The sequence below is a fragment of the Bacillus tequilensis KCTC 13622 genome, from assembly GCF_000507145.1.
Classification (GTDB): domain Bacteria; phylum Bacillota; class Bacilli; order Bacillales; family Bacillaceae; genus Bacillus; species Bacillus tequilensis.
This window is the reverse complement of the sequence record NZ_AYTO01000007.1, coordinates 172,961-194,352: the sequence shown is the minus strand read 5'-3', so window position 1 is coordinate 194,352 and position 21,392 is coordinate 172,961. Positions and strand designations below refer to the sequence as shown.

Genomic DNA, 21,392 nt, shown 5'->3' with positions numbered 1-21,392 from the left:
GGAATCGTCCCGGAGACGATTCCTTTTTTTTATAATGTACGCTCATTCAGCACTTTGCTTTGGCTGTTTTTTTTCCTTTTAAAACGATTTTTCAGGCTCGCTTCAATTTCTTCCAAGCTTTTCCCCTTGGTTTCCGGAACCATGTAGAAAGCGAAGAAAAAGGAGAGAAGACAAATAACTGAGAAAATCATAAAGACCCATGCGATGCCCATGGCGCTGAGCATCAGCGGGAAGACGAGCGACACGATCAGGTTGGCTGCCGATAGCACCAAAGTGGTGAATCCTGTCGCGGCTCCGCGCGCTTTGGACGGGAAGAGTTCAGGCATGAGCACCCAAACCACCGGACCCCATGTCGCCTGGTAAAAGACGATATAAACACCGAGAAAGACAACTGTCATCCATGCCGTTGATGAGGAGAGTCCCAGTGTCAGGAGCACGCCTGATAATGCGGCAAGGCTCAGTGTGATGCCGACGCTTCCCCAGATCAGAAGCTTTTTGCGGCCGACACGGTCAATCAAGATCATGGCGGTGATACACATGATGACGTTGAGGACGCCGATCCCCAATGTGCCGAGTGCGGAAGCTGACGTGCCAAGGCCGGCCTTCGTAAAAATGGTCGGCGCGTAGTAGATCACCGTGTTAATGCCGACGGCCTGCTGGAAAATGGCAAGGCCAACGCCAATCAAAAGCATGGGGCGAATCCATTTGGATTTCAGCACGCCGAGTGTCGTTTCTTTTTTCTCCGCTTCCCCTTGCTTCATCTCTGCCAATTCCATTTCAATATCTTCGGGATCGTGCGTGATGTTCATGATTCGTTTTGCTTCTTCTTCACGGCCGCGCTTGACGAGCCATCTTGGCGATTCCGGCATGAACGCGATGCCGATTAATAAAAGCACGGCAGGCACCGCGGCAAGACCGACCATCCAGCGCCACGCCTCAAACGGTGTGAACAGGTAGTTAACGATATAGGCGAGCAAAATTCCTGTGACAATCATTAAGTTGTTCATCGTGCCGAGTGTCCCGCGGATTTTCGTCGGTGCCATTTCTGACAGGTATACGGGTACAAGCGCTGTTGAACCGCCGACGGCCAACCCGAGAATTACCCGAGACGCAATCAGCATGCCGATTGTTTGAGATAACGCGCAGGAGAGCGCGCCGATAATAAATATGATGGAAAGGACAAATACAACTTTTCTCCTGCCCCAGCGATCGGAGCATGTGCCGCTCAGGGCAGAACCGAAAATCGCGCCAAGAAGCAGCATGCTGACAACCAATCCTTCTGTCAATGTCGTTAAAGGAATATCGTTGTTGATAAACAGCAGCGCTCCAGAGATGACGCCGGTATCGTATCCGTAAAGCAGCCCTCCTAAAGCGCCGAAAAAGTAGATCATATATTTCTTTGTGCTTGTCTTCACAAATGTTCCTCCTCAGTTGTTGAGCCAATGAGTATGTATAACAAAGTTAATAGAGTAGTACCCATTTCCTATCTGATTTGAAACATTTGTTTTGAAAAAAGGAAAAACATTAAAGCCAAAATGCGGGGTATTGGCGATTTTTCCGTAAGTTATTGATAACTAGAGCAATGACCACGATGATGACAGATCCAATGAGTACGGGAAATACTAAATAACTCCAAGCATATGCCCCTTGAATGACGACAATCGGGTCAGCGCCGGCAGGAGGATGAGTGGTTTTGGTCAGCATCATCAAACAAATGGCAAGCCCTGTCCCCAATGCAAAGGTCCATGGGTGGGCGCCGAATATGTGAAGGACAACAATCCCGGTAAGCGCGGAAATAAAGTGGCCGCCAATCACATTTCTCGGCTGTGATAAGGGGGCGTTCCAAGCGCTGAATACGAGCACACAGCTTGCTCCAAAAGGCGCCATTAACCATAAGCTTGATGTATAAGCGGTCAGCGACGCGAGTGCCAGTATGGTGATAAATCCTCCTATGAGCCCTGTAACCGCGTCTTTGCCGTTTACCTGTAAAGGCGTTTTTCCTGTTCCTTTCATTTTCAAAAAGAAATTGTTTTCCATATTTATCCCTCCAGTATGTATAGAATAATAGGTAAAAACTAACCTGTCAATTTTATTTTTAAAGGTTAGTTTTTGGTTCGATAAAAAAACCGTTCGCTGGGGAACGGATTCTTACTCAAGATTCATTTTTTTCTGATGGCGTGAGACCTTATGTCTGTTGCCGCAAATCTTCATGGAGCACCATTTTCGCCTTCCTGTTTTATCAAGAAAAAGCAAAATGCACTTTTCATTTGCGCACCGTTTCAGCTGTTTGATTTCTTTCGTATGAATCAGCCATAACGCATCGTAAGCGATAAGCGATAAAACGGAATCATCCGGTTTTCCATTCGGAATGCGGGCAAGTTTATCATCTATGATTTGATAAGAAAAGGGAGCGGCGGCGATTTGATCTTGCAGGAAAGAGATAAAAGCTTGAGAAGGTTCACTGCCTTCGGCGATACGTTCAAAGTGTTTTCTCAGCTCAGCGCGGAATTGATGAATCGACTGCAACTGTTCTTGGACTTGCTGCAGTGTCAAAGAATTGAGAAAAGGGGCAGTTTCTCCCATTATGGCTAACCATGCCATCAGATCTTTTCCTGATTGGATGAGATCGTGCCGTTTATCATAGCTAATGATTTCAGTATTTACGAGATCGAGAGAAAGGTTATGTGTGATAAGAGGGAATTGAGCATTTGTCATTGTGATCATTCCTTTCAAAATTATTGTAAGCGCCAAAACCTTTTTTGCGCAAGGATATGAATCAGCATGTGAGCTCTCAGGCGGTGTGCTCTTCTTATTTTGCCGGAAAAGTGCCGTTGAGGGGAAAATATCAAAAAAACCTTACTCGCGCGGAGTAAGGTTATGATTTTTATTCTTCCTCGTTGACAAAAACCAAGGCGGAAAATCCTTTTTTCTTATCAAATTGCAATTCAACGACGGTCACGTCTGGATTGAAATTGTGGTATTCCTCTAGGAACTGGATAATGCCTTCTGAAATGTCATCTGACATAAGCTTCTTGTAGTGCGGGCCGTATTTGGCTTCTGCGAAGAATCCTGTTCGTTTGTTGTAGGACAGTTCTTTTACTTCAACGTCCTCCGGGTAGATATCTTCTTCATTGGAAATATACACGCAAATGCCGTCCACAATTTCTTGTTCATTTAATACTAATCTCATGACCTAAAATCTCCTTCTGTACGTCTGCGGTGTTTTAAATGCGCGAATCAGCGCGATCACAATGATTAAAATCACGATTAACCCGATGATATCAACGATCCAGGCGATGGGCGAAGCGCCGTAAGAAACATAGCCCGGGCCCCCGACTGGATGATAGGTGTAGCCCCACGGGTGCATCATGCTGGTCATAAACATACCCATTGTGAACCCGCTATAATAGCCAAACCAGCCTGATGGCGCAAATCCTGCGTGGTAGTAATGGTTGACTGAAACATAGCGTCCGCCCACATAGGCTTTAGACGTTTTTCCGCTGTATGTCTTCCCGCTTACTTTTGATGTAGCGCCGGAAAAGGTGCCTGACGACTTTTTAGAGCTTGATGAGCTCGATTTTTCGGAAGGTTTCTTTTTCAGCGAGATCGATGATGATGAGTCATCAGACGTCTTGGATTTTTTGCTAGAAGAGCTTGATCCTGAGCTGTAGCTTGATTTCGGACTGGATTTATAGCTCCCGCTGTAGGACGAGCTTGAGCTTCGGCTGCTGTAACTGGACGATGAGCGGCCGCTAAAACTTTTGGCATGAGAAATGGTAGATGGCAGCAGTACACCTAAAGCAACGGTTGCTGCGACTAAGGCCTTTACATATTTAAGTTTCATTCTGTTTCCTCCATAGACCGCCGAAACGGCCCGTTATTCTGAACAGCAAATCAAAGAAATGGGGTCAGATTTTCATATCAGTCTCTTATTTCTAGACGTTTCATCTCTTATTTTGCTTTTTCAATCATTTTCTTTCTGATATATTACCTTTATTTTATCGGATTTATGGCTCTTTTTGTAAGATTTTGCTTCGAAATCGTTATTCTTCGAATCTATTAAGGGACTTTCTCATCATACAACAAAGAATGACAGATCAATTTTGCACAAAAAAACAGCCTCTCCATCGGGAGAAGGCTGTTTTATTCTTCTTATGAGAACAGCTGATCAATAAATGAAATATCCTCTTGAGAAAGCGTCACGTCGGCTGTTTTGATGTTATCAACCAGCTGATCGGCACGTTTTGCTCCAGGGATTAAAATATCAATTTCCGGTCTTGCCAAATACCAAGCCAATACGATATGAGGGATGTCCACGTTGTGCTTTTCGGCAATCGGCGCAAGCTTGTTGACCTTTCTGATATTTTCCTTGAAACGCTCGCCCTTGAAGTGTTCCTGTTCGTTTCGCAGGTCGCCTTCTGGGAACGTTGTATCTTCTGTATACTTTCCTGCCAATAATCCTGATACAAGCGGGAAGTAAGGGATAAATGAAATATTATGCTCCTTCGTATACGGGAAGAAAGTCTTTTCCGCTTCACGGTTTAACAGGTTGTATTCGCCCTGCAATACATCTACCAACCCGTCTCTGTTTGCTTCTTTCAATTGCTCTAAAGAGAAGTTGGAGACACCGATAGAGCGGATTTTGCCGGCTTTCTTCATTTCATTCAGAGCGTTGACGGCTTCATCCTTCGGTGTATGTTCGTCCGGGAAGTGAATGTAGAATAAATCGATATAATCTGTGTTCAAACGCTTCAGGCTTTCATCAACTGATTTCTTAAGGAATTCCGGTGAGTTATCAAAGACAAAGTCATTTCCTTGTTTTCTGTGTGCGGCTTTCGTCGCGATGACAACATCTTCACGATTGAATTCGCGCAGCACTTCACCAATTAATTCTTCGGAACGGCCGATCCCGTAAATGTAGGCGGTATCTAACATCGTCACGCCATTGCGGATCGCCTCGCGCACCAATTCTTTTCCGGTTTCTTCATTCAGGTTCGGGTAGAGGTTATGTCCTCCTACCGCATTTGTTCCTAAGCCGATAGGGAATACCTGCAAGTCTGATTTTCCGAGCGTAGCTTTTTTCATGATCTGCCTCCTAGAATAAAATGGATGAAAGACTCTCAACACTATTGTAAACGTTAGGCCAGATGAATGCCGATTTGATGCTCATTGCAATACTGCGTGTACTCGTCATCTAAAGGCTGAGAGGTCACGATGCAATGCAGCCTGTCAAACGGCGCATACGTCAAAAGCGTTGATTTTCCGAATTTAGAATGGTCTGCCAATAAATACACTTCTTTTGCTTTTTCCGAAATCCTCTTTTTAATTTCGTACTTTAGCAGATCGGAGTTGGTCAATCCGTGTGTCAGCGTCGTTCCTGCAGCAGACATAAAGGCTTTGTTGATATTGTACTTATCAAGCATAGCCGGGTCCTCCATGCCGACAAAGGAGCGCGTTTTTCTCTTATAGCTGTTTCCGATAATGATTAAGTTAATATTCTGCAAAGGTGCCGCCGCATTGATAATGTCTAAACTGTTGGTTAAAATGGTGACATTTTTGGCCGGATCAAGCGTATCGAGAATAGACTTTGTCGTCGTTCCTGAATCAATGAAGACCAAATCGTGATCTTCAATAAAACGGGAAGCGTAATGGGCGATTTTTGTTTTTTCATCTTGATGCTGAATGGTGCGATTCTCAAAAGGATCCAATGCGTTTTTATCAATCGATGTTACGCCGCCGTATACTTTTTCAATCGCACCTTTTTCTGTTAGCTTATTGATATCGCGTCTGACTGTGTTTTTGGAGACATTGAACACTTGGCACAGCTCATCTAAGGAAACAGTGCCATGCGATAAAATGTACTCCTCCATTTCCTGAATCCGCATCAGTTTCATATAAAAAACTCCTTCTTGCATCTTGTATAATAAAACCGAAAGTTAATCAAAAGTTGATTCAAAATGATAACACCGGTGTATATCTTTTGCAAGATTTGACGGACATCTTGTTATTCACTTTATTGGTTAAAAGATTAATCTAATAAAATAATGAAAATATGCAGTGTTTATGACTAAAACACAACCAATAAATGACCAAAAAGTAACCTAGTTTGCTAGAAAAGGTTGTTTGTATTAAAATGGCAACACCATTTCTTTTTTTTGAAAGCGTTTAATTCTTAGCTTGCTGAAAAGTGGATATTGATACGAATCTATGTACAAGTGTATGTGTTTACTAATGAAGGAGGCAATAAGAATGACGGAAATCAGAAAATTAAGAAACTATATGAATGGTGAATGGGTTGAAAGCAAAACAGAACAATATGAAGACGTTGTCAATCCGGCGACGAAAGAAGTATTGTGCCAAGTGCCGATTTCGACAAAAGAGGATATTGATTACGCAGCGCAAACAGCGGCTGAGGCCTTTCAAACATGGTCAAAGGTGGCGGTTCCGCGGCGTGCCAGAATTCTATTCAACTTCCAGCAGCTGCTGTCTCAGCATAAAGAAGAGCTTGCTCATCTGATTACCATTGAAAATGGAAAAAACACAAAAGAAGCGCTTGGTGAAGTGGGACGCGGAATTGAAAACGTGGAATTCGCGGCCGGGGCACCTTCCCTGATGATGGGTGACTCACTTACTTCCATCGCAACAGATGTTGAAGCGGCAAACTACCGCTACCCAATCGGAGTTGTCGGCGGAATCGCGCCCTTCAACTTTCCGATGATGGTTCCTTGCTGGATGTTTCCGATGGCAATCGCGCTCGGCAACACCTTTATTTTAAAACCATCTGAGCGGACACCGCTGTTAACAGAGAAATTGGTTGAGCTTTTTGAAAAAGCGGGCCTTCCGAAAGGGGTATTCAATGTCGTATACGGCGCGCATGATGTTGTGAACGGCATCCTCGAACACCCAGAAATTAAAGCGATTTCATTCGTAGGCTCCAAGCCGGTCGGCGAATATGTCTACAAAAAAGGAAGCGAAAACTTAAAACGGGTTCAATCTCTGACTGGCGCGAAAAACCATACGATTGTCCTGAACGATGCGCACCTCGAAGACACGATCACAAACATTATCGGAGCAGCCTTTGGTTCTGCTGGTGAGCGCTGCATGGCGTGTGCGGTTGTGACGGTTGAAGAAGGAATCGCTGATGAGTTTATGGCAAAGCTGCAGGAAAAAGCGGCTGACATTAAAATCGGCAACGGCCTGGATGACGGTGTGTTCTTAGGGCCGATGATTCGCGAGGACAACAAGAAGCGCACGCTCAGCTACATCGAAAAAGGGCTTGAAGAAGGTGCGAGGCTCGTATGTGATGGACGTGAAAATATGTCTGACGACGGCTATTTTGTCGGCCCGACGATCTTTGACAATGTCACAACAGAGATGACGATCTGGAAGGATGAAATTTTCGCGCCGGTTTTATCTGTCATCCGTGTGAAAAACCTGAAAGAAGCGATTGAAATTGCCAATAAGTCTGAGTTTGCGAACGGCGCCTGCCTGTTCACATCCAACTCAAACGCAATCCGCTACTTCCGTGAAAACATTGATGCGGGAATGCTTGGCATCAACCTTGGTGTGCCGGCCCCGATGGCGTTCTTCCCATTCTCAGGCTGGAAGTCTTCATTCTTTGGAACGCTGCATGCGAACGGAAAAGACAGCGTCGACTTCTATACGCGTAAAAAAGTGGTGACGGCAAGATATCCGGCACCTGATTTCAGCTAAACGACGTCTGTGTGAGGCCTCACGGATACAACGCATCCGGAAAAAAAGAAGAAGTGACCTTTTTCGCCGGGAAAGACCTTCGGAAGAACGCGTATTTGAAGGTGAAAGCGAAAGGAAAGTATGTCGAGACTTGGGAAGAAGTCAGGTTTAAAGATATGCCGGACTCCGTACAGACAAAATTAAAGTAAAACTGTGGCACAGCCTTAAGCTGTGCCGTTTTCTTATTTTTTATTTTCTTCGGCCCGTTTGATCAGCATGTCGGTGATGATATCGATCTGTTGGCTGACGGCAATCGGGTCATACGGATAGAAGGTGCTGAAGTCGTTGATAAAAATCCGATTGTGCTTTACGGCGTCGAGATTTTTCCAAATGGATGAATCTTTAAGTCGCTTAAATGTTTTGCTTTCGCCTTTCGGATTGTAGTCCGTAATGAACATATAATCTGCGGCATACTCGGGAATCACTTCTTGAGAGAGCTGTTTCATCTCTCCTTTTTTGATAACATCTTGCTCAATTTTTTCAGGCGCTTTTAACCCCAGCGCATTGTATACGGCTTGGCCGCCGCGTCCGCCGTTGTCATTAAACACCCAGAATTCGCCCTTGTCCGTGTTTTCATAAATGCCGAAAGTTGCATCTTTGTCGATGACGCCGGTAATTTTCTTTTTAGCTGCTTCCGCTTTTTTGTTAAAGTCAGCCATAAATGATTTCGCTTCGTCTTTCGCTCCGGCGATATCTCCGAACATGCTGACCGTATCCCGCACGTTTTTCGATGTGTTATAAGGAACGACTACAGTTGGAGCGATTTTCTTTAATTGATCGACATTCTTTTCATTCATGACAACAATTAAGTCAGGCTGAAGCTCCATCACTTTTTCAACGCTGATCGGATCACCGACGTCCTTCACATCTTTCAGCTTTGATTTCAAAAACGGATTATCAAATGACCATGAGCCTGAGCCGACCACATTTGCCCCGACAGACAGCAATTCTCCAGCATAAAAATCAGTGACGATGCGTTTTGGGTGCGCAGGAATGTTGACGTTCCCTTTTGTTGATTTGTATGTTCTCATTTCTGTCTTATCTGAAGCTGAATCACCTGAGCTTCCTTTCGAAGCCGTACCGCTGCAAGCGCTGACAAACATGAGAAGCAGCACGAGCATGCCTATGAGCATTATGTTCTTTTTCATCGAGAAAACCCCCCAATATGTACGTTGAATAATTAGTAATGATTATCATTATCATTTAATAATATAGCAGGAAACCTGTGTCCCGTCTATCACTATTTAAGGAGAGAACGTTTTGTTGTTGACAGGTGACGCGGTTTGCTTAATCGATTATTATAGGTAAATAGGAGGAGGTATATATGGGAATTACGAAAAGAGGTGCCGCGTGGGAATGGCTTCACAGCTGGTGGCTGCTGTTTATTTTCATGCCTTTTGCGATTACCAGTTTTTTTGCCTTTTTATTTATTGGCATCAAGGTGAGAAATAGAAAGTGGATCATGTACGGAATCATTTATTTTTTCATTGCTGCGTTTGGTTTTGTGTTGCCCGTTCCGCCCGGCGTTTTTATTGTGGTCCCGTTATGGGCGGTGACCATTATTCACGGCTTTAAAGTGCGCCCGCTGTTTTTGATTCAGCTGGATGTCTATAAAGATCATGTGGAGGCAAGGGCCTTTGCCGAGGCAAGAAGTGAAGCTGAAAGCAGATTTCATGTGCCAAAACAGTCTATTCAAGATATACATATTCGCAAAGAACGGTAAGAAAAAAGCTCAACACTGGCATTGTGTTGAGCTTTTTCTATGCTATTGCTGGTAGGTATGCTGCTGGAATGGCGTGTTTTGACCGAATGGGAGTGCTGACACATTCGAATTCATGGCGCCGGATTGTCCAGTGAGCTCCTGCTGCATTTGGTTGCACATGTTGACTACCTGCTGGCATTTTTGAATTGCCATGTCATGTCCGTGCAGCGCTTGTTGAATCGTGTGTGCAGCTTGTTGTTCGTGGTTTAGAATCTGCTGCAGCATTTGAATGTTTTGCTGCTCCTGATGAAGCATTTGGCGGTATTGCTGGCTGCTTTGCTGTGTTTGCTGAATGAGCTGCTGAGCAGTCTGTCGGCATTGGTTCAGCTGCTGCAGGCTGTGTTGTGTTGTGTTGTATGCATACATAATTCCTCCATGTGGTCGATTGATTTGAATCGGTATTATCATGCAACCTGAATGAAAAGAAATTCTGCAAATGAGGAACTGCATTTATTTTCCTTACCCCTTCTATCTTTGAACGAAATCAATAAAGATTGTATACTGGTACAAACCCTTTTTATGTAAAACCTCCGTTTTAATACCATAAGAAAGGCGGAAAACGAAACCCAGAATTCGGGAGAATCGCATTCCGCTTTTTTCTTTGCCTGCTTCAGAAACCGCCTTCGCCTGCGGTAAATGGGATGTTCAGTCTGTTTTCTACTGTGCGGAGACGCTGATTGAGCCGGTTTAAGCGGCGTGTATGGCGTTCAACAATCTGGCTTAGCTGATTGACTTGTTCGGCCATCCGCGCAATTTCCCGATTTTGACGGCGGTCTTCATTCGTGAGGCGTGTTAACTCTCGTGTTTGCTGTTCGTTTTGCCGTTCAAGTGCAGCCACTCTTCTTTCTAATGCCGGCGTCTGTCTGTCCGCCTGGTAGGAATCATAATAATCCTGCTGCGGATAGGAGTTGTATTCATATTGGCTATAGTAAGGCTCCTGCTGAGGCAGCTGCGGACTGTAATATTGGTATGGATTCATGTCATCAATCTCCTTAAAAATAATGTGGGTGAATTCCTTATAACTTATGTAGTCATTGGCACAGTGCCACGGCACTTGCCTAATAGGGTGAGAAAGGACGGTGATCTTATTGGGCAGCAAAGGGGTGATCGCTTTGTTGCTGGCCGCTGTATGCATTGTGGTATCGGGCTGCCAACAGCAAAAAGAGGAGACGCCGTTTTATTACGGAACGTGGGACGAGGGGCTTCCTCCCGGACCAACGTACGGCGTGAAATCAGCAACGGTTACTTTTACGAAAGACGAGGTTGTGGAAACGGAAGTGATTGAAGGAAGAGAGGTGCAGCTGCCTTTGATGGCATACAAGGTGATTTCACAAGATGCTGACGGGTCCATCGAGATTCAGTATCTCGGGCCTTATTATTCGGTCAAAAGCAAGCTGAAAAGAGGAGAAAACGGAACGCTGATATGGGAGCAAAATGGCCAGACAAAAACAATGACAAGGATTAAACCATCAACGACCGGCAAGGAGGAGAAAGATGAGAAACAAAAAAGCTGAAAAACTGGTGCTAACAGGACTTATTTTACATATCATTCAGTGGGTATTTTTATTATGGGCCTTTCTCAAGGTCAAACATTTATTTAGTGACTATACGATCTATAACCCAAATGTCATCGGAGGATCGATGCAGTCCTTATCGTTTATACAAATGCTGCGTGCCATGGTGTACTCAGGGGCACTCGTGAATTACGTGTTGTTTTTTGCGCTAGTATTGCTGATTTATTGTGTAGTGCTTCATGCCATCTTGATTGTTCTCGAAATGGCGGCATACGTCATGATCAGACGGAATCCGGCATCTTCATGGAGATACTTTTTGACAGCGGCAGGTGTGAAGCTTGCTATCTTGAATATCATCGGCATTCCTTTTTTAGCCGCCGGCTTCCTTCTAATGAAGCAGGAAAAAGCAGAAAACGGCGGCACAGGGACAGAAAAAAAGCAAACACCTCGCATACGCATCCGAAGACAAGGCCGGCGCCAAAACAGAATCCGGAGAAAATCATCTCTTCCGGTTGAATATCAAAAAGAAAAAACGATATGATGGGACTATAGCCTGAAAACGACACGAAGGAGATGCGGAATGTACAAACTAATTGCAATTGATATGGATGGAACACTTTTAAATGATCGTCATGAAGTCACAGAGGAAGTCCGCAACGCGCTTCACGCGGCAAAAGCCGAAGGCGTCAACATTGTGCTTTGCACCGGCCGGCCTATCGGGGGCGTGCGGAGATATTTAGATGAACTGAATTTAATGGAAGAAGGCGACTATGTCATCGCGTATAACGGAGCGCTTGTTCAAAATACGCATACAAATGAAGTGGTCACGGAGCTGTCTCTCGGTTATGAGGATTTGACTTCATTATATGACCTGAGCTTAGAGCTGAAGACGCCGATGCATTTCTTTGATTCATCTAACCTGTATACGCCTAACCGGGATATCAGCGAATTTACCGTATATGAATCGTATGTGACACAGGTGCCGCTTCATTATCGCAAAATTGATGAAGTTCCAAAAGATATCCTCATTCCGAAAGTCATGTTTATTGATCAACCGGAGAACTTAAGCCGCGTCATAACTTCGATTCCAAACGACGTGAGAGAAAAATACACGATGGTCAGAAGCGCGCCTTTCTTTTATGAAATTCTGCATCCTGAAGCAAGCAAAGGAAACGCCGTACGCCAGCTGTCACAGCTGCTTGGAATTGAACAGGCGGAAGTCATGTGCATAGGCGATAACGGTAACGACCTGACAATGATTGAATGGGCAGGCTGCGGCGTTGCCATGGCAAACGCCATTCCGGAAGTATTGGAAGCCGCAAACTTTCAAACACGCTCCAATAATGAACATGGTGTGGCGCACGCGATTCACGAGCTTGTTTTGACGAAATAATGAAACCCAGCCTTTTAAAAGGCTGGGTTTTTTTGTGATTTCCATGTGGTCTTTTCAGCTGGAAAAAGAAAAACTTGATCTTAACTCATTGACAAACTCTCGAGACAAAGGTACATTTTGATTTATTCATATTAAACGACTAGGAATATAGGAGTTTATTTTTCGGATTTTTCAGCCTAAAACATGATAAAAGGAGCAGCGTCATGACAAGCAAAAAGAAACAAATCAAATTAGGGGTTTTTCTAGCAGGTACAGGACATCATGTGGCGTCTTGGCGGCATCCTGACGCGCCTTCGGATGCAAGCATGAATTTGGATTATTTTAAAGAACTTGCGAAAACAGCGGAGCGAGGCAAGCTGGATATGCTGTTTTTAGCGGATAGCCTTTCAATCGACATTAAGTCTCATCCAAATGTGTTAACAAGGTTTGAGCCATTCACCTTGCTTTCTGCTTTGGCGCAGGTCACATCAAGAATCGGACTGACAGCAACAGCTTCCACTACATACAGCGAGCCGTTTCACATTGCCAGACAATTCGCGTCACTGGATCACTTGTCCAACGGCCGTGCCGGATGGAATGTCGTCACTTCATCTATTGAATCAACAGCGCTGAATTTCAGCGGTGAAAAGCACCTTGAACACCATTTGCGCTACCAGCGGGCAGAGGAATTCGTCGAGGTTGTAAAAGGCCTTTGGGATTCATGGGAAGAGGACGCCTTTATCCGCAATAAAGAAACAGGTGAATTCTTTGAAAAAGAAAAAATGCACGAGCTGAACCACAAAGGAGAATATTTCTCGGTTCGCGGTCCGCTGAACGTTTCCAGAACGCCGCAGGGCCAGCCGGTCATTATCCAGGCGGGATCATCAGGAGACGGAAAAGCACTGGCTGCCAGAACAGCAGAAGTAATCTTCACAGCGCAAAATCACCTGGAATCCGCTCAAGAATTTTATCAATCCATTAAAGAGCAGGCTGCGGAATTCGGGCGTGATCCAGAGAAAATCGCCATCATGCCAGGTATTTTTCCGATCATTGCTGATACTGAAGAGGCAGCGCAAGCTAAATACAAGGAGCTTCAAGATCTGATTATTCCATCCGCCGGCCTGCAAATTCTTCAAAATTATTTAGGCGGAATTGATTTGTCTGCGTATCCGCTTGACGGGCCGCTGCCAAAGCTTGACGCAGATGCTTCCAATGCGGTGAAGAGCCGATTCAAGCTTGTTCAAGAAATGGCTGAACGAGACAATATGACGATACGCGAGCTTTACAAATACGTTGCAGGCTCCAGAGGCCACCATATCTTCGTCGGCACGCCCGAGCAGCTAGCTGACAAGATGCAGGAATGGGTGGATCAGAAAGCGTGTGACGGGTTTAACATCATGCCTCCGCTTCTTCCGGAAGGAATTGACATTTTTGTTGAGAAAGTGGTTCCGATTTTACAGGAGCGCGGCGTGTTCAGAAAAGAATATGAAGGCACAACCTTGAGAGACCACTTCGGTTTGGAAAAGCCGGTAAACCGTTATGCAAAGTAAGGAGGAACGCTGGATGGAGGCACAATATCGTCTTGCAGTTGAACGTGATGCCGAACAGATTCTAGAGCTGACACTGCGGGCTTATGAACCGATTCGAAAGCTAGGCATTCGTTTTGCAGCCGCTCATGCGGATTTGGAGTTAGTGTTGCAAAACATCCGGAAAAACGCCTGCTACATCATGGAAGAAGACGGGCGGATTATCGCGACCATCTCCTTAAGAATGCCATGGGGACGGCAGCCGGGACCGTTTGGCGTACCGCATATCTGGTGGTTCGCCGTAGACCCTGATACCGGTCAAAAAGGAATCGGAACAAAGCTGCTTCAATGGGTGGAGGAAACAATCCTCCGAGATACGTTAAAGGTTCCGTTTGTCTCACTCGGAACAGCGGATAAGCACCCTTGGCTGATTGAGATGTACGAACGAAAAGGTTATGTCCGCGCGGGTGAACAGGACCTTGGCAAAGGGCATGTGACAGTCTATATGAAAAAACAATTGCGAAATGACCTATAAAAAAGAGAAAAGGCGGGAAATCAAAATGAAAATGAAAAAGTGGACTGTGCTGTTCGTCGCTGCATTATTAGTGGTGTTATCAGCTTGCGGCAACGGGAACAGCAGCAGTAAAGAAGATGACAACGTACTTCATGTCGGCGCGACAGGACAGAGTTACCCATTTGCTTATAAAGAAAACGGGAAATTGACAGGTTTTGATGTGGAAGTAATGGAAGCGGTCGCTAAGAAAATTGGCATGAAGCTGGACTGGAAGCTGCTTGAATTCAGCGGGCTGATGGGAGAGCTTCAAACAGGCAAGCTTGACACGATTTCCAACCAGGTAGCGGTGACAGATGAACGTAAGGAAACGTATCACTTTACTGAACCATACGCTTATGCGGGAACACAGATTGTCGTCAAAAAAGACAATAATGACATCAAATCAGTGGACGATTTAAAAGGGAAGACAGTCGCAGCCGTTCTTGGTTCAAATCACGCAAAAAACCTTGAAAGCAAAGATCCTGATAAAAAAATCAATATCAAAACATACGAAACACAAGAAGGCACGCTGAAGGATGTGGCTTACGGCCGTGTAGACGCCTATGTCAACAGCCGCACTGTGCTGATCGCGCAAATCAAGAAGACTGGTTTGCCGTTAAAGCTGGCCGGAGATCCGATTGTTTACGAACAAGTTGCATTCCCATTTGCCAAGGACGACGCGCACGACAAGCTCCGCAAAAAAGTCAATAAAGCGCTTGATGAATTGCGTAAAGACGGAACACTGAAAAAGCTTTCCGAAAAATATTTTAATGAAGATATCACAGTAGAACAGAAGCATTAAGAAACGGCGGTGAATCACCAGAATGAACACGATTGATTGGGAATTCATGATATCAGCGTTCCCGACTTTAATTCAGGCTCTTCCGATTACCTTGTTTATGGCTGTAGCGGCTATGATTTTTGCGATTATCGGAGGACTTATTCTCGCACTCATCACGAAGAACAAAATTCCAGTGCTTCATCAGCTGTCAAAGCTGTATATATCCTTTTTCCGGGGTGTGCCGACACTTGTGCAGCTGTTCTTAATCTACTACGGGCTGCCGCAGCTATTTCCGGAGATGAGCAAAATGACAGCTCTCACAGCTGCCATCATCGGGTTAAGCTTAAAAAACGCCGCTTATTTGGCAGAAATCTTCCGTGCCGCCCTCAATTCTGTTGATGACGGGCAGCTGGAGGCGTGCCTGTCTGTCGGCATGACAAAACTTCAGGCATACAGACGGATTATCCTTCCGCAAGCGATCCGAAATGCGATTCCGGCAACGGGCAATACATTTATCGGACTGCTCAAAGAAACGTCACTGGCCTTTACATTAGGGGTCATGGAGATGTTCGCCCAAGGGAAGATGTACGCCTCAGGAAACCTCAAGTATTTTGAAACGTACTTGGCGGTTGCGATTGTCTATTGGGTTCTTACCATTATCTACAGCATTTTGCAGGACTTGTTTGAACGCGCCATGAGCAAGCCATACCGGACTTAGAGGTGAAATCAGTTGATAACAGTAAAAAATATTCGCAAAGCGTTTAAAGATCTCGTCGTGCTCGACGGAATCGATCTAGAAGTGAAACGCGGAGAAGTAGTGGCGATCATCGGTCCGTCCGGTTCCGGAAAATCAACGCTTCTCCGGTGCTTGAATCTATTAGAACGTCCGGATCAAGGCCTCATTGAAATCGGGGAAGCCAAACTGAATGCAGAAAAGTTTACACGCAAGGATGCACACCGGCTTCGCCAGCAAACGGCAATGGTCTTTCAAAACTACAATCTGTTTAAAAATAAAACCGCTCTGCAAAACATTACAGAAGCTTTAATCGTGGCCCAGCACAAATCACGAGATGAGGCGAAGCGCATTGGAATGGATATTCTGAAACAAGTCGGTTTAGAGCATAAGGCTGACAGCTATCCGGTCACAATGTCCGGCGGCCAGCAGCAGCGGATCGGTATCGCCCGGGCGCTTGCGGTCAATCCGCATGCGATTTTGCTGGATGAACCAACTTCAGCGCTTGACCCTGAGCTCGTCACAGGGGTGCTTCAAGTCATCAAATCCATCGCGGAAAAACAAACAACGATGATCATTGTGACACACGAAATGGCGTTTGCAAAAGAGGTCGCTGATCAAGTGATTTTTATGGCAGACGGCCATATTATCGAGCAGGGAACGCCGGAAGAACTGTTTGACCATCCGAAAAACGAACGGACGAAAAGATTTATCAAGCAGGTGGGAGAGCCTGCAGAGCTTATATAAGAAAGGGAGAAGAACAATGGCCGACAAAACGTTTCATAACCGTTTAATCAGTATGCGGCGTGATCTTCATGAACATCCTGAACTGTCATTTCAAGAGGTTGAAACGACGAAAAAAATCCGCCGCTGGCTTGAGGAAGAGCATATCGAGATTCTTGACGTGCCTCAATTGGAAACAGGCGTGATTGCGGAAATCAAAGGGCAGGAAGACGGACCCGTGATTGCGATACGAGCGGACATTGATGCGCTCCCGATCCAAGAACAGACCAATCTGCCGTTTGCATCTAAGGCTGACGGTACAATGCATGCGTGCGGACACGATTTTCATACAGCATCCATTATTGGCACGGCCATTTTGCTGAACCAAAGACGGGCCGAGCTGAAAGGTACAGTCCGCTTGATCTTTCAGCCGGCGGAAGAAATTGCCGCGGGAGCAAGAAAGGTCATAGAAGCCGGTGTGCTTGATGGCGTTTCCGCCATTTTCGGTATGCACAATAAGCCGGATCTGCCTGTCGGGACCATTGGTGTCAAGGAAGGTCCGCTCATGGCAAGTGTTGACCGGTTTGAGATCGTCGTCAAAGGGAAAGGCGGACATGCCGGCATCCCGAATAACAGTATTGATCCCATCGCTGCCGCAGGTCAAATCGTCAGCGGCCTGCAATCTGTGGTCAGCCGTAATATCAGCTCACTGCAAAACGCGGTTGTCAGTATTACAAGGGTTCAAGCAGGCACTTCATGGAACGTGATTCCAGATCAGGCTGAAATGGAGGGCACCGTTCGAACCTTTCAAAAAGAAGCGAGGCAGGCTGTTCCGGAACATATGAAACGAGTGGCTGAAGGAATTGCCGCGGGCTACGGGGCGCAAGCGGAATTCAAGTGGTTTCCTTATTTGCCTTCCGTTCAGAATGACGGCGCGTTTTTGAACACGGCATCAGAAGCTGCGGCGCGGCTTGGCTATCAAACTGTTCACGCTGAGCAGTCTCCGGGCGGCGAAGACTTCGCTCTGTATCAGGAGAAGATCCCTGGATTTTTTGTCTGGATGGGAACGAACGGCACAGAGGAGTGGCATCATCCGGCTTTTACATTGGATGAAGATGCCCTGACGGTTGCCTCTCAATATTTTGCTGAGCTGGCTGTTCTAGTTTTGGAGACCATCAAATGAGCAGGCAAGGGCTGACAGAAGGTCTTGCAGAGGCAGTGAGAATGTCACAGCCGGAGCATTCAATTGACGCGATGCGTGAAGCGAAAAAAGGATTGCTCGACTTTACTGCCGCTTCATTCGCTGGAAGAGAAGATAAAGGCATTCAAAAGCTCCTCCGCCTGATAAAGGATGAAGGAGGCGCGCCTCTTGTCCCTGTCATCGGGCAAGGAACAAAGGCTGCGCCATTACAATCCGCGATGCTCAACGGATTTATCGCCCATGCATTGGATTTTGATGATGTCCATTCCGATGTGAGAGGGCATCCCAGTGCCGTCCTCGTGCCGGCACTGATGGCTTCAGCCGCTTGCGGACATGGCGAGCGGCTTCTTGGCGCTTATGTTGTCGGTGTTGAAGTGATGGCAAGGCTGGGCGAATCAATTGGCAGCCGCCACTATGAAAAGGGCTGGCATAATACGGGGACGCTTGGTGCGATCGCAGCCGCCTGCGCCGCAGGTTATGCTGAGGGGCTGACTCAGGAAGAGCTGGAGAAAGCGATTGGTTTTGCAGCTACGCAATCTGCCGGAATGAGGGTGCAATTTGGAACAGAAATGAAACCGCTGCACGCCGGTCTGGCAGCTCAGGCTGGTTTGCTGGCCGTTAAGCTGGCCCAATCAGAATTCGGAGGGACCCGCACGGCGCTTGATGGAGAAACTGGTTTCTTCGGCCTGTACGGCGATTTGGAAAAAGCACAACCCACTTTGCTAAACCGTTGGGGTGCCCCTTGGCGAATTGTGAAGCCGGGCCTATGGTTTAAAATCTATCCATTTTGTTCCGCGGCACACCACGCCGCGGACGCGATTCGAAAACTTGTCTCCGAGCAAGCCATTTCTGCCGCCAATACCGAGCGGATTGAAGTGGTTTTTCCGCCAGGCGGAGATGCCGCATTGACGGAAAGATCGCCGAAGACGGGAGAAGAAGGCCGTTTCAGCGTTGAATATGTGATTGCTCTGGCTTTACATGGACACGAGCTGACCGTTGAACATTTCAATAGCCAGCCGATCCCTGGCAACATCCAAACAACAATGGGGCAAATTCAGCGAGTATATGACAATACTATTCAGCCGGCTCCCCATGCCGTTCCAAAAGGTCGTTTCACGATTGTCCGGGCCTATTTATCAGACGGCCGCATGCACGAAGCGCGTGTTGATTGTCCAAAAGGGGCCCCCGGCAATGAGCTGTCAGAAGAGGACATTAAAGAAAAATTGAAGTTAACGGTTCAGCATGAAAAAGCGCGGGACATCATTACTTCCATTGAGCGAGCCGATATGAAAGGATTTTTGGCGCATATTGAATAAAATCCAGCTCAATTAACCGATTCATATTTGAAAAAGGAGAAACGATGCCGGTGAATGACGCGGCAGCTGGCGGAATCACAGCGGCCGCACAATCAGCGGATCAGGCAACACAATGCCTCAGCCGGCCATAGCTGAGGCAGAAGCTGTTTCAACTTCGTCCAATCGGGAATATAGCAGTAAGGATTCTGTGAAAGAGGGTTGGACACATGGCAGTGAAAGACCAGTACTTGTCAAAAATCAAACAGGAAACCAAGCCTTGGGTCAAGCGATTCGGGAGGCTTGGTTATTTTGCATTCGGCGGCGTTTTTATCCTGCTCGGGATTTTAGCCTTTATGACGGCAGCCGGGGCGGGCAGCGCGAAAGACTCGAGCGGAGCGCTCCAAACCTTATCACGCATGCCATATGGGTCATTCTTGCTTTTTTTCATTGGCGTCGGTCTCATTGGTTATGTGATCTGGATGGTGCTGAGCGCCCTCAAGGATACGGAGGGTCACGGAAGAAGCAGGCGCGGCCTGTCGCGGAGAACGGGAAATTTTTTCAGCGCCGCCGTTTACGCATCCATCGCTTGGAAAGCTTTGCAATTTGTGTTTGGCCAAGGAGACGGGAGCACTTCGGAAAAGACGTGGTCAGCTTACGTATTGGCGCAGCCATTCGGCCAATGGCTCACAGGGCTTACGGGTGCGGTTTTTATCCTATTTGCGATTGTTCAATTTGTGAAGGGTGTCCGGGCGGCATTTATGAAAGAATTCGATACGTCAAAAATGAACAAACAGATGATATGCATCGCGAAAAACACCGGGCGCGCAGGCAATATCGCCCGCGCCATTATTTTCTCAGCCATCGGCTATTTTCTCATCAAGACAGCCATGACAGCTGATCCTGACGACACAAGAGGCTTTGACGGCGCGCTCGCCGAGCTCGCGCAGCAGCCGCATGGCAAAATGATTCTATCTTTTTTAGCGTGCGGGCTGATCTTATATGGAATGTACGCTATGATGAAAGGCTTTTATCAGCATATGACATGGGAAAAGTGAGCTCCGGGCGCAGATTCGCGTTCAGGGCGTATTTCAGTTTCTTAGAAATCAGGTGGATGAAAGCCTGCGCCAGCCTGTATAATAAAAGCAAATCAAAGCAGTTTCATCGTGAACTGATCCAAGGGGAGGTGCGGAATGGATCGGGAAAAACAACAACTAAGTATAGAAGCGGCAAGGCTTTACTATCAGTCTGACTACAGTCAGCAGCAAATTGCCGAGCTGCTCAACATTTCAAGGCCGACCGTTTCCCGGCTGCTGCAATACGCAAAGGAAAAAGGGTATGTCCAGATTCGCGTCATGGACCCTTTTGAGGATTTAGATGCGCTCGGTTCCATGCTTGAAGAGAAATATGGGCTCCTCGAGGCACATGTTGTATTTTCCCCGACACCCGATTATGCTGGAATTACACATGACCTAAGCCGCTATGGTGCAGAATATATGCATGAAACGGTCAAAGACGGCGACATTGTCGGTGTCAGCTGGGGAACCACGGTGTATCAAATCGCACAAAACATGCGGCAAAAGCGGGTAAAAGGCGTCGAGGTCGTCCAGCTGAAAGGCGGCGTCAGCCATTCCCGGGTAAACACATATTCCGCTGAAACGATTCAGCTGTTTGCAGAGGCTTTTCAAACGGTGCCGCGTTATCTCCCGCTTCCCGTCGTGTTTGATCATGCGGATGTGAAGCGAATGGTAGAGAAAGATCGTCATATTGAGCGGATCATTGAGATGGGCAAGCAGGCGAATATCGCTCTTTTTACGGTGGGCACTGTCCGTGACGAAGCGCTGTTATTCCGGCTCGGGTATTTTAACGAAGAAGAGAAAGCCCTGCTCAAAAAACAGGCCGTCGGCGATATCTGTTCACGTTTTTTCGATGCGAAAGGGAATATTTGCAGCAGCGCCATCAATGACCGGACCATCGGCATCGAGCTTGAAGACCTCAGGCTGAAGGAACGCTCCATTTTAGTGGCTGGCGGAAGCAGAAAAGTGTCATCCATACACGGCGCATTGACCGGAAAATACGCCAACGTTTTAATCATTGACCAGCATACGGCAAGGGCGCTTATTAATGATTTGTGACACGCTTATACGGTTTGCTGAACAAAATTTCAATTCCTAATTTACATA

General features: G+C 46.5%; 24 protein-coding genes and 1 pseudogene. 15 read left to right on the top strand and 10 right to left on the bottom strand.

The window, feature by feature from the left end:
* Positions 1-29 precede the first annotated feature (29 nt).
* From V756_RS0102545 to iolR, 7 genes are all read right to left on the bottom strand, one after another.
* Positions 30-1,415 carry a sugar porter family MFS transporter gene (locus V756_RS0102545; protein ID WP_024713281.1) on the bottom strand — a complete coding sequence of 462 codons (1,386 nt, stop codon included), beginning with the start codon at positions 1,413-1,415 and terminating at the stop codon, positions 30-32.
* A gap of 109 nt (positions 1,416-1,524) precedes the next feature.
* Positions 1,525-2,037 (bottom strand): HPP family protein, encoded by a 513-nt coding sequence (locus V756_RS0102540; protein WP_024713280.1) that lies wholly within the window; start codon positions 2,035-2,037, stop codon positions 1,525-1,527.
* A 111-nt stretch (positions 2,038-2,148) separates the two neighbouring features.
* Positions 2,149-2,715 (bottom strand): CGNR zinc finger domain-containing protein, encoded by a 567-nt coding sequence (locus V756_RS0102535; protein ID WP_081719749.1) that lies wholly within the window; start codon positions 2,713-2,715, stop codon positions 2,149-2,151.
* A gap of 169 nt (positions 2,716-2,884) precedes the next feature.
* Positions 2,885-3,190, bottom strand: coding sequence for a DUF2653 family protein (locus V756_RS0102530; RefSeq protein WP_024713278.1), 306 nt, complete (start codon positions 3,188-3,190; stop codon positions 2,885-2,887).
* A 3-nt stretch (positions 3,191-3,193) separates the two neighbouring features.
* Positions 3,194-3,844: a hypothetical protein gene (locus V756_RS0102525; protein ID WP_024713277.1), complete on the bottom strand. Its 651-nt coding sequence runs from the start codon at positions 3,842-3,844 to the stop codon at positions 3,194-3,196.
* A 308-nt stretch (positions 3,845-4,152) separates the two neighbouring features.
* Positions 4,153-5,085: an aldo/keto reductase gene (locus V756_RS0102520; protein WP_024713276.1), complete on the bottom strand. Its 933-nt coding sequence runs from the start codon at positions 5,083-5,085 to the stop codon at positions 4,153-4,155.
* 53 nt (positions 5,086-5,138) lie between these two features.
* Positions 5,139-5,894, bottom strand: a complete 756-nt coding sequence (gene iolR, locus V756_RS0102515; protein ID WP_024713275.1) for a myo-inositol utilization transcriptional regulator IolR — start codon at positions 5,892-5,894, stop codon at positions 5,139-5,141.
* A gap of 355 nt (positions 5,895-6,249) precedes the next feature.
* Here iolR and iolA point away from each other — a divergent pair, with 355 nt between their 5' ends.
* Together iolA and V756_RS01000000121735 are read left to right on the top strand one after the other, a co-directional pair.
* On the top strand, positions 6,250-7,713 hold the full coding sequence (iolA, locus tag V756_RS0102510) for a methylmalonate-semialdehyde dehydrogenase (RefSeq protein ID WP_024713274.1): 1,464 nt from the start codon (positions 6,250-6,252) through the stop codon (positions 7,711-7,713).
* A gap of 23 nt (positions 7,714-7,736) precedes the next feature.
* Positions 7,737-7,901, top strand: a pseudogene (locus V756_RS01000000121735) (YxeA family protein); the annotation flags it as partial.
* Between the two features lie 33 nt (positions 7,902-7,934).
* On the opposite strand, the gene V756_RS0102500 reads toward V756_RS01000000121735, so the two are convergent.
* A complete protein-coding gene (locus tag V756_RS0102500; protein WP_024713273.1) occupies positions 7,935-8,900 on the bottom strand; it encodes an iron-hydroxamate ABC transporter substrate-binding protein in 966 nt (321 codons plus the stop codon).
* Positions 8,901-9,076: 176 nt separating this feature from the next.
* Between V756_RS0102500 and V756_RS0102495 the strand changes: the two genes are divergently transcribed.
* Positions 9,077-9,475 carry a hypothetical protein gene (locus V756_RS0102495; protein ID WP_024713272.1) on the top strand — a complete coding sequence of 133 codons (399 nt, stop codon included), beginning with the start codon at positions 9,077-9,079 and terminating at the stop codon, positions 9,473-9,475.
* 42 nt (positions 9,476-9,517) lie between these two features.
* Here V756_RS0102495 and V756_RS0102490 read toward each other — a convergent pair whose 3' ends face one another.
* Both V756_RS0102490 and cotNE read right to left on the bottom strand, forming a co-directional pair.
* On the bottom strand, positions 9,518-9,880 hold the full coding sequence (locus V756_RS0102490) for a hypothetical protein (protein WP_024713271.1): 363 nt from the start codon (positions 9,878-9,880) through the stop codon (positions 9,518-9,520).
* A 244-nt stretch (positions 9,881-10,124) separates the two neighbouring features.
* Complete coding sequence (cotNE, locus tag V756_RS0102485) at positions 10,125-10,493, bottom strand: inner spore coat protein CotNE (RefSeq protein ID WP_024713270.1); 369 nt, start codon at positions 10,491-10,493, stop codon at positions 10,125-10,127.
* A 100-nt stretch (positions 10,494-10,593) separates the two neighbouring features.
* On the opposite strand from cotNE, the gene V756_RS0102480 reads away from it, so the two are divergent.
* The 12 genes from V756_RS0102480 to deoR all read left to right on the top strand — a co-directional run bounded on the left by V756_RS0102480 (position 10,594) and on the right by deoR (position 21,344).
* Complete coding sequence (locus tag V756_RS0102480) at positions 10,594-11,028, top strand: DUF3255 family protein (protein WP_024713269.1); 435 nt, start codon at positions 10,594-10,596, stop codon at positions 11,026-11,028.
* Entirely contained in the window at positions 11,009-11,569 is a 561-nt protein-coding gene (locus tag V756_RS0102475) for a hypothetical protein (protein WP_024713268.1), read from the top strand. Before V756_RS0102480 ends, V756_RS0102475 begins: the two co-directional genes overlap by 20 nt.
* 39 nt (positions 11,570-11,608) lie before the next feature.
* On the top strand, positions 11,609-12,421 hold the full coding sequence (gene yidA / locus V756_RS0102470) for a sugar-phosphatase (protein WP_024713267.1): 813 nt from the start codon (positions 11,609-11,611) through the stop codon (positions 12,419-12,421).
* A 203-nt stretch (positions 12,422-12,624) separates the two neighbouring features.
* Positions 12,625-13,950 (top strand): LLM class flavin-dependent oxidoreductase, encoded by a 1,326-nt coding sequence (locus V756_RS0102465; protein ID WP_024713266.1) that lies wholly within the window; start codon positions 12,625-12,627, stop codon positions 13,948-13,950.
* A 13-nt stretch (positions 13,951-13,963) separates the two neighbouring features.
* Positions 13,964-14,461: a GNAT family N-acetyltransferase gene (locus V756_RS0102460; protein ID WP_024713265.1), complete on the top strand. Its 498-nt coding sequence runs from the start codon at positions 13,964-13,966 to the stop codon at positions 14,459-14,461.
* Between the two features lie 25 nt (positions 14,462-14,486).
* Complete coding sequence (locus tag V756_RS0102455) at positions 14,487-15,281, top strand: amino acid ABC transporter substrate-binding protein (protein ID WP_024713264.1); 795 nt, start codon at positions 14,487-14,489, stop codon at positions 15,279-15,281.
* Positions 15,282-15,303: 22 nt separating this feature from the next.
* Positions 15,304-15,978, top strand: a complete 675-nt coding sequence (locus V756_RS0102450) for an amino acid ABC transporter permease (protein WP_024713263.1) — start codon at positions 15,304-15,306, stop codon at positions 15,976-15,978.
* A gap of 12 nt (positions 15,979-15,990) precedes the next feature.
* Complete coding sequence (locus V756_RS0102445; RefSeq protein ID WP_024713262.1) at positions 15,991-16,740, top strand: amino acid ABC transporter ATP-binding protein; 750 nt, start codon at positions 15,991-15,993, stop codon at positions 16,738-16,740.
* 16 nt (positions 16,741-16,756) lie between these two features.
* The gene (sndB, locus tag V756_RS0102440; protein WP_024713261.1) at positions 16,757-17,899 is read left to right on the top strand and encodes an N-acetyl-sulfur-metabolite deacetylase SndB; all 1,143 of its coding nucleotides are present in this window, start codon (positions 16,757-16,759) and stop codon (positions 17,897-17,899) included.
* Positions 17,896-19,233 carry an MmgE/PrpD family protein gene (locus V756_RS0102435; protein ID WP_024713260.1) on the top strand — a complete coding sequence of 446 codons (1,338 nt, stop codon included), beginning with the start codon at positions 17,896-17,898 and terminating at the stop codon, positions 19,231-19,233. The genes sndB and V756_RS0102435 overlap by 4 nt, the downstream gene beginning before the upstream one ends.
* A gap of 206 nt (positions 19,234-19,439) precedes the next feature.
* On the top strand, positions 19,440-20,267 hold the full coding sequence (locus V756_RS0102425; protein WP_024713259.1) for a DUF1206 domain-containing protein: 828 nt from the start codon (positions 19,440-19,442) through the stop codon (positions 20,265-20,267).
* Between the two features lie 135 nt (positions 20,268-20,402).
* On the top strand, positions 20,403-21,344 hold the full coding sequence (gene deoR / locus V756_RS0102420) for a DNA-binding transcriptional repressor DeoR (protein WP_024713258.1): 942 nt from the start codon (positions 20,403-20,405) through the stop codon (positions 21,342-21,344).
* Positions 21,345-21,392: the final 48 nt, after the last annotated feature.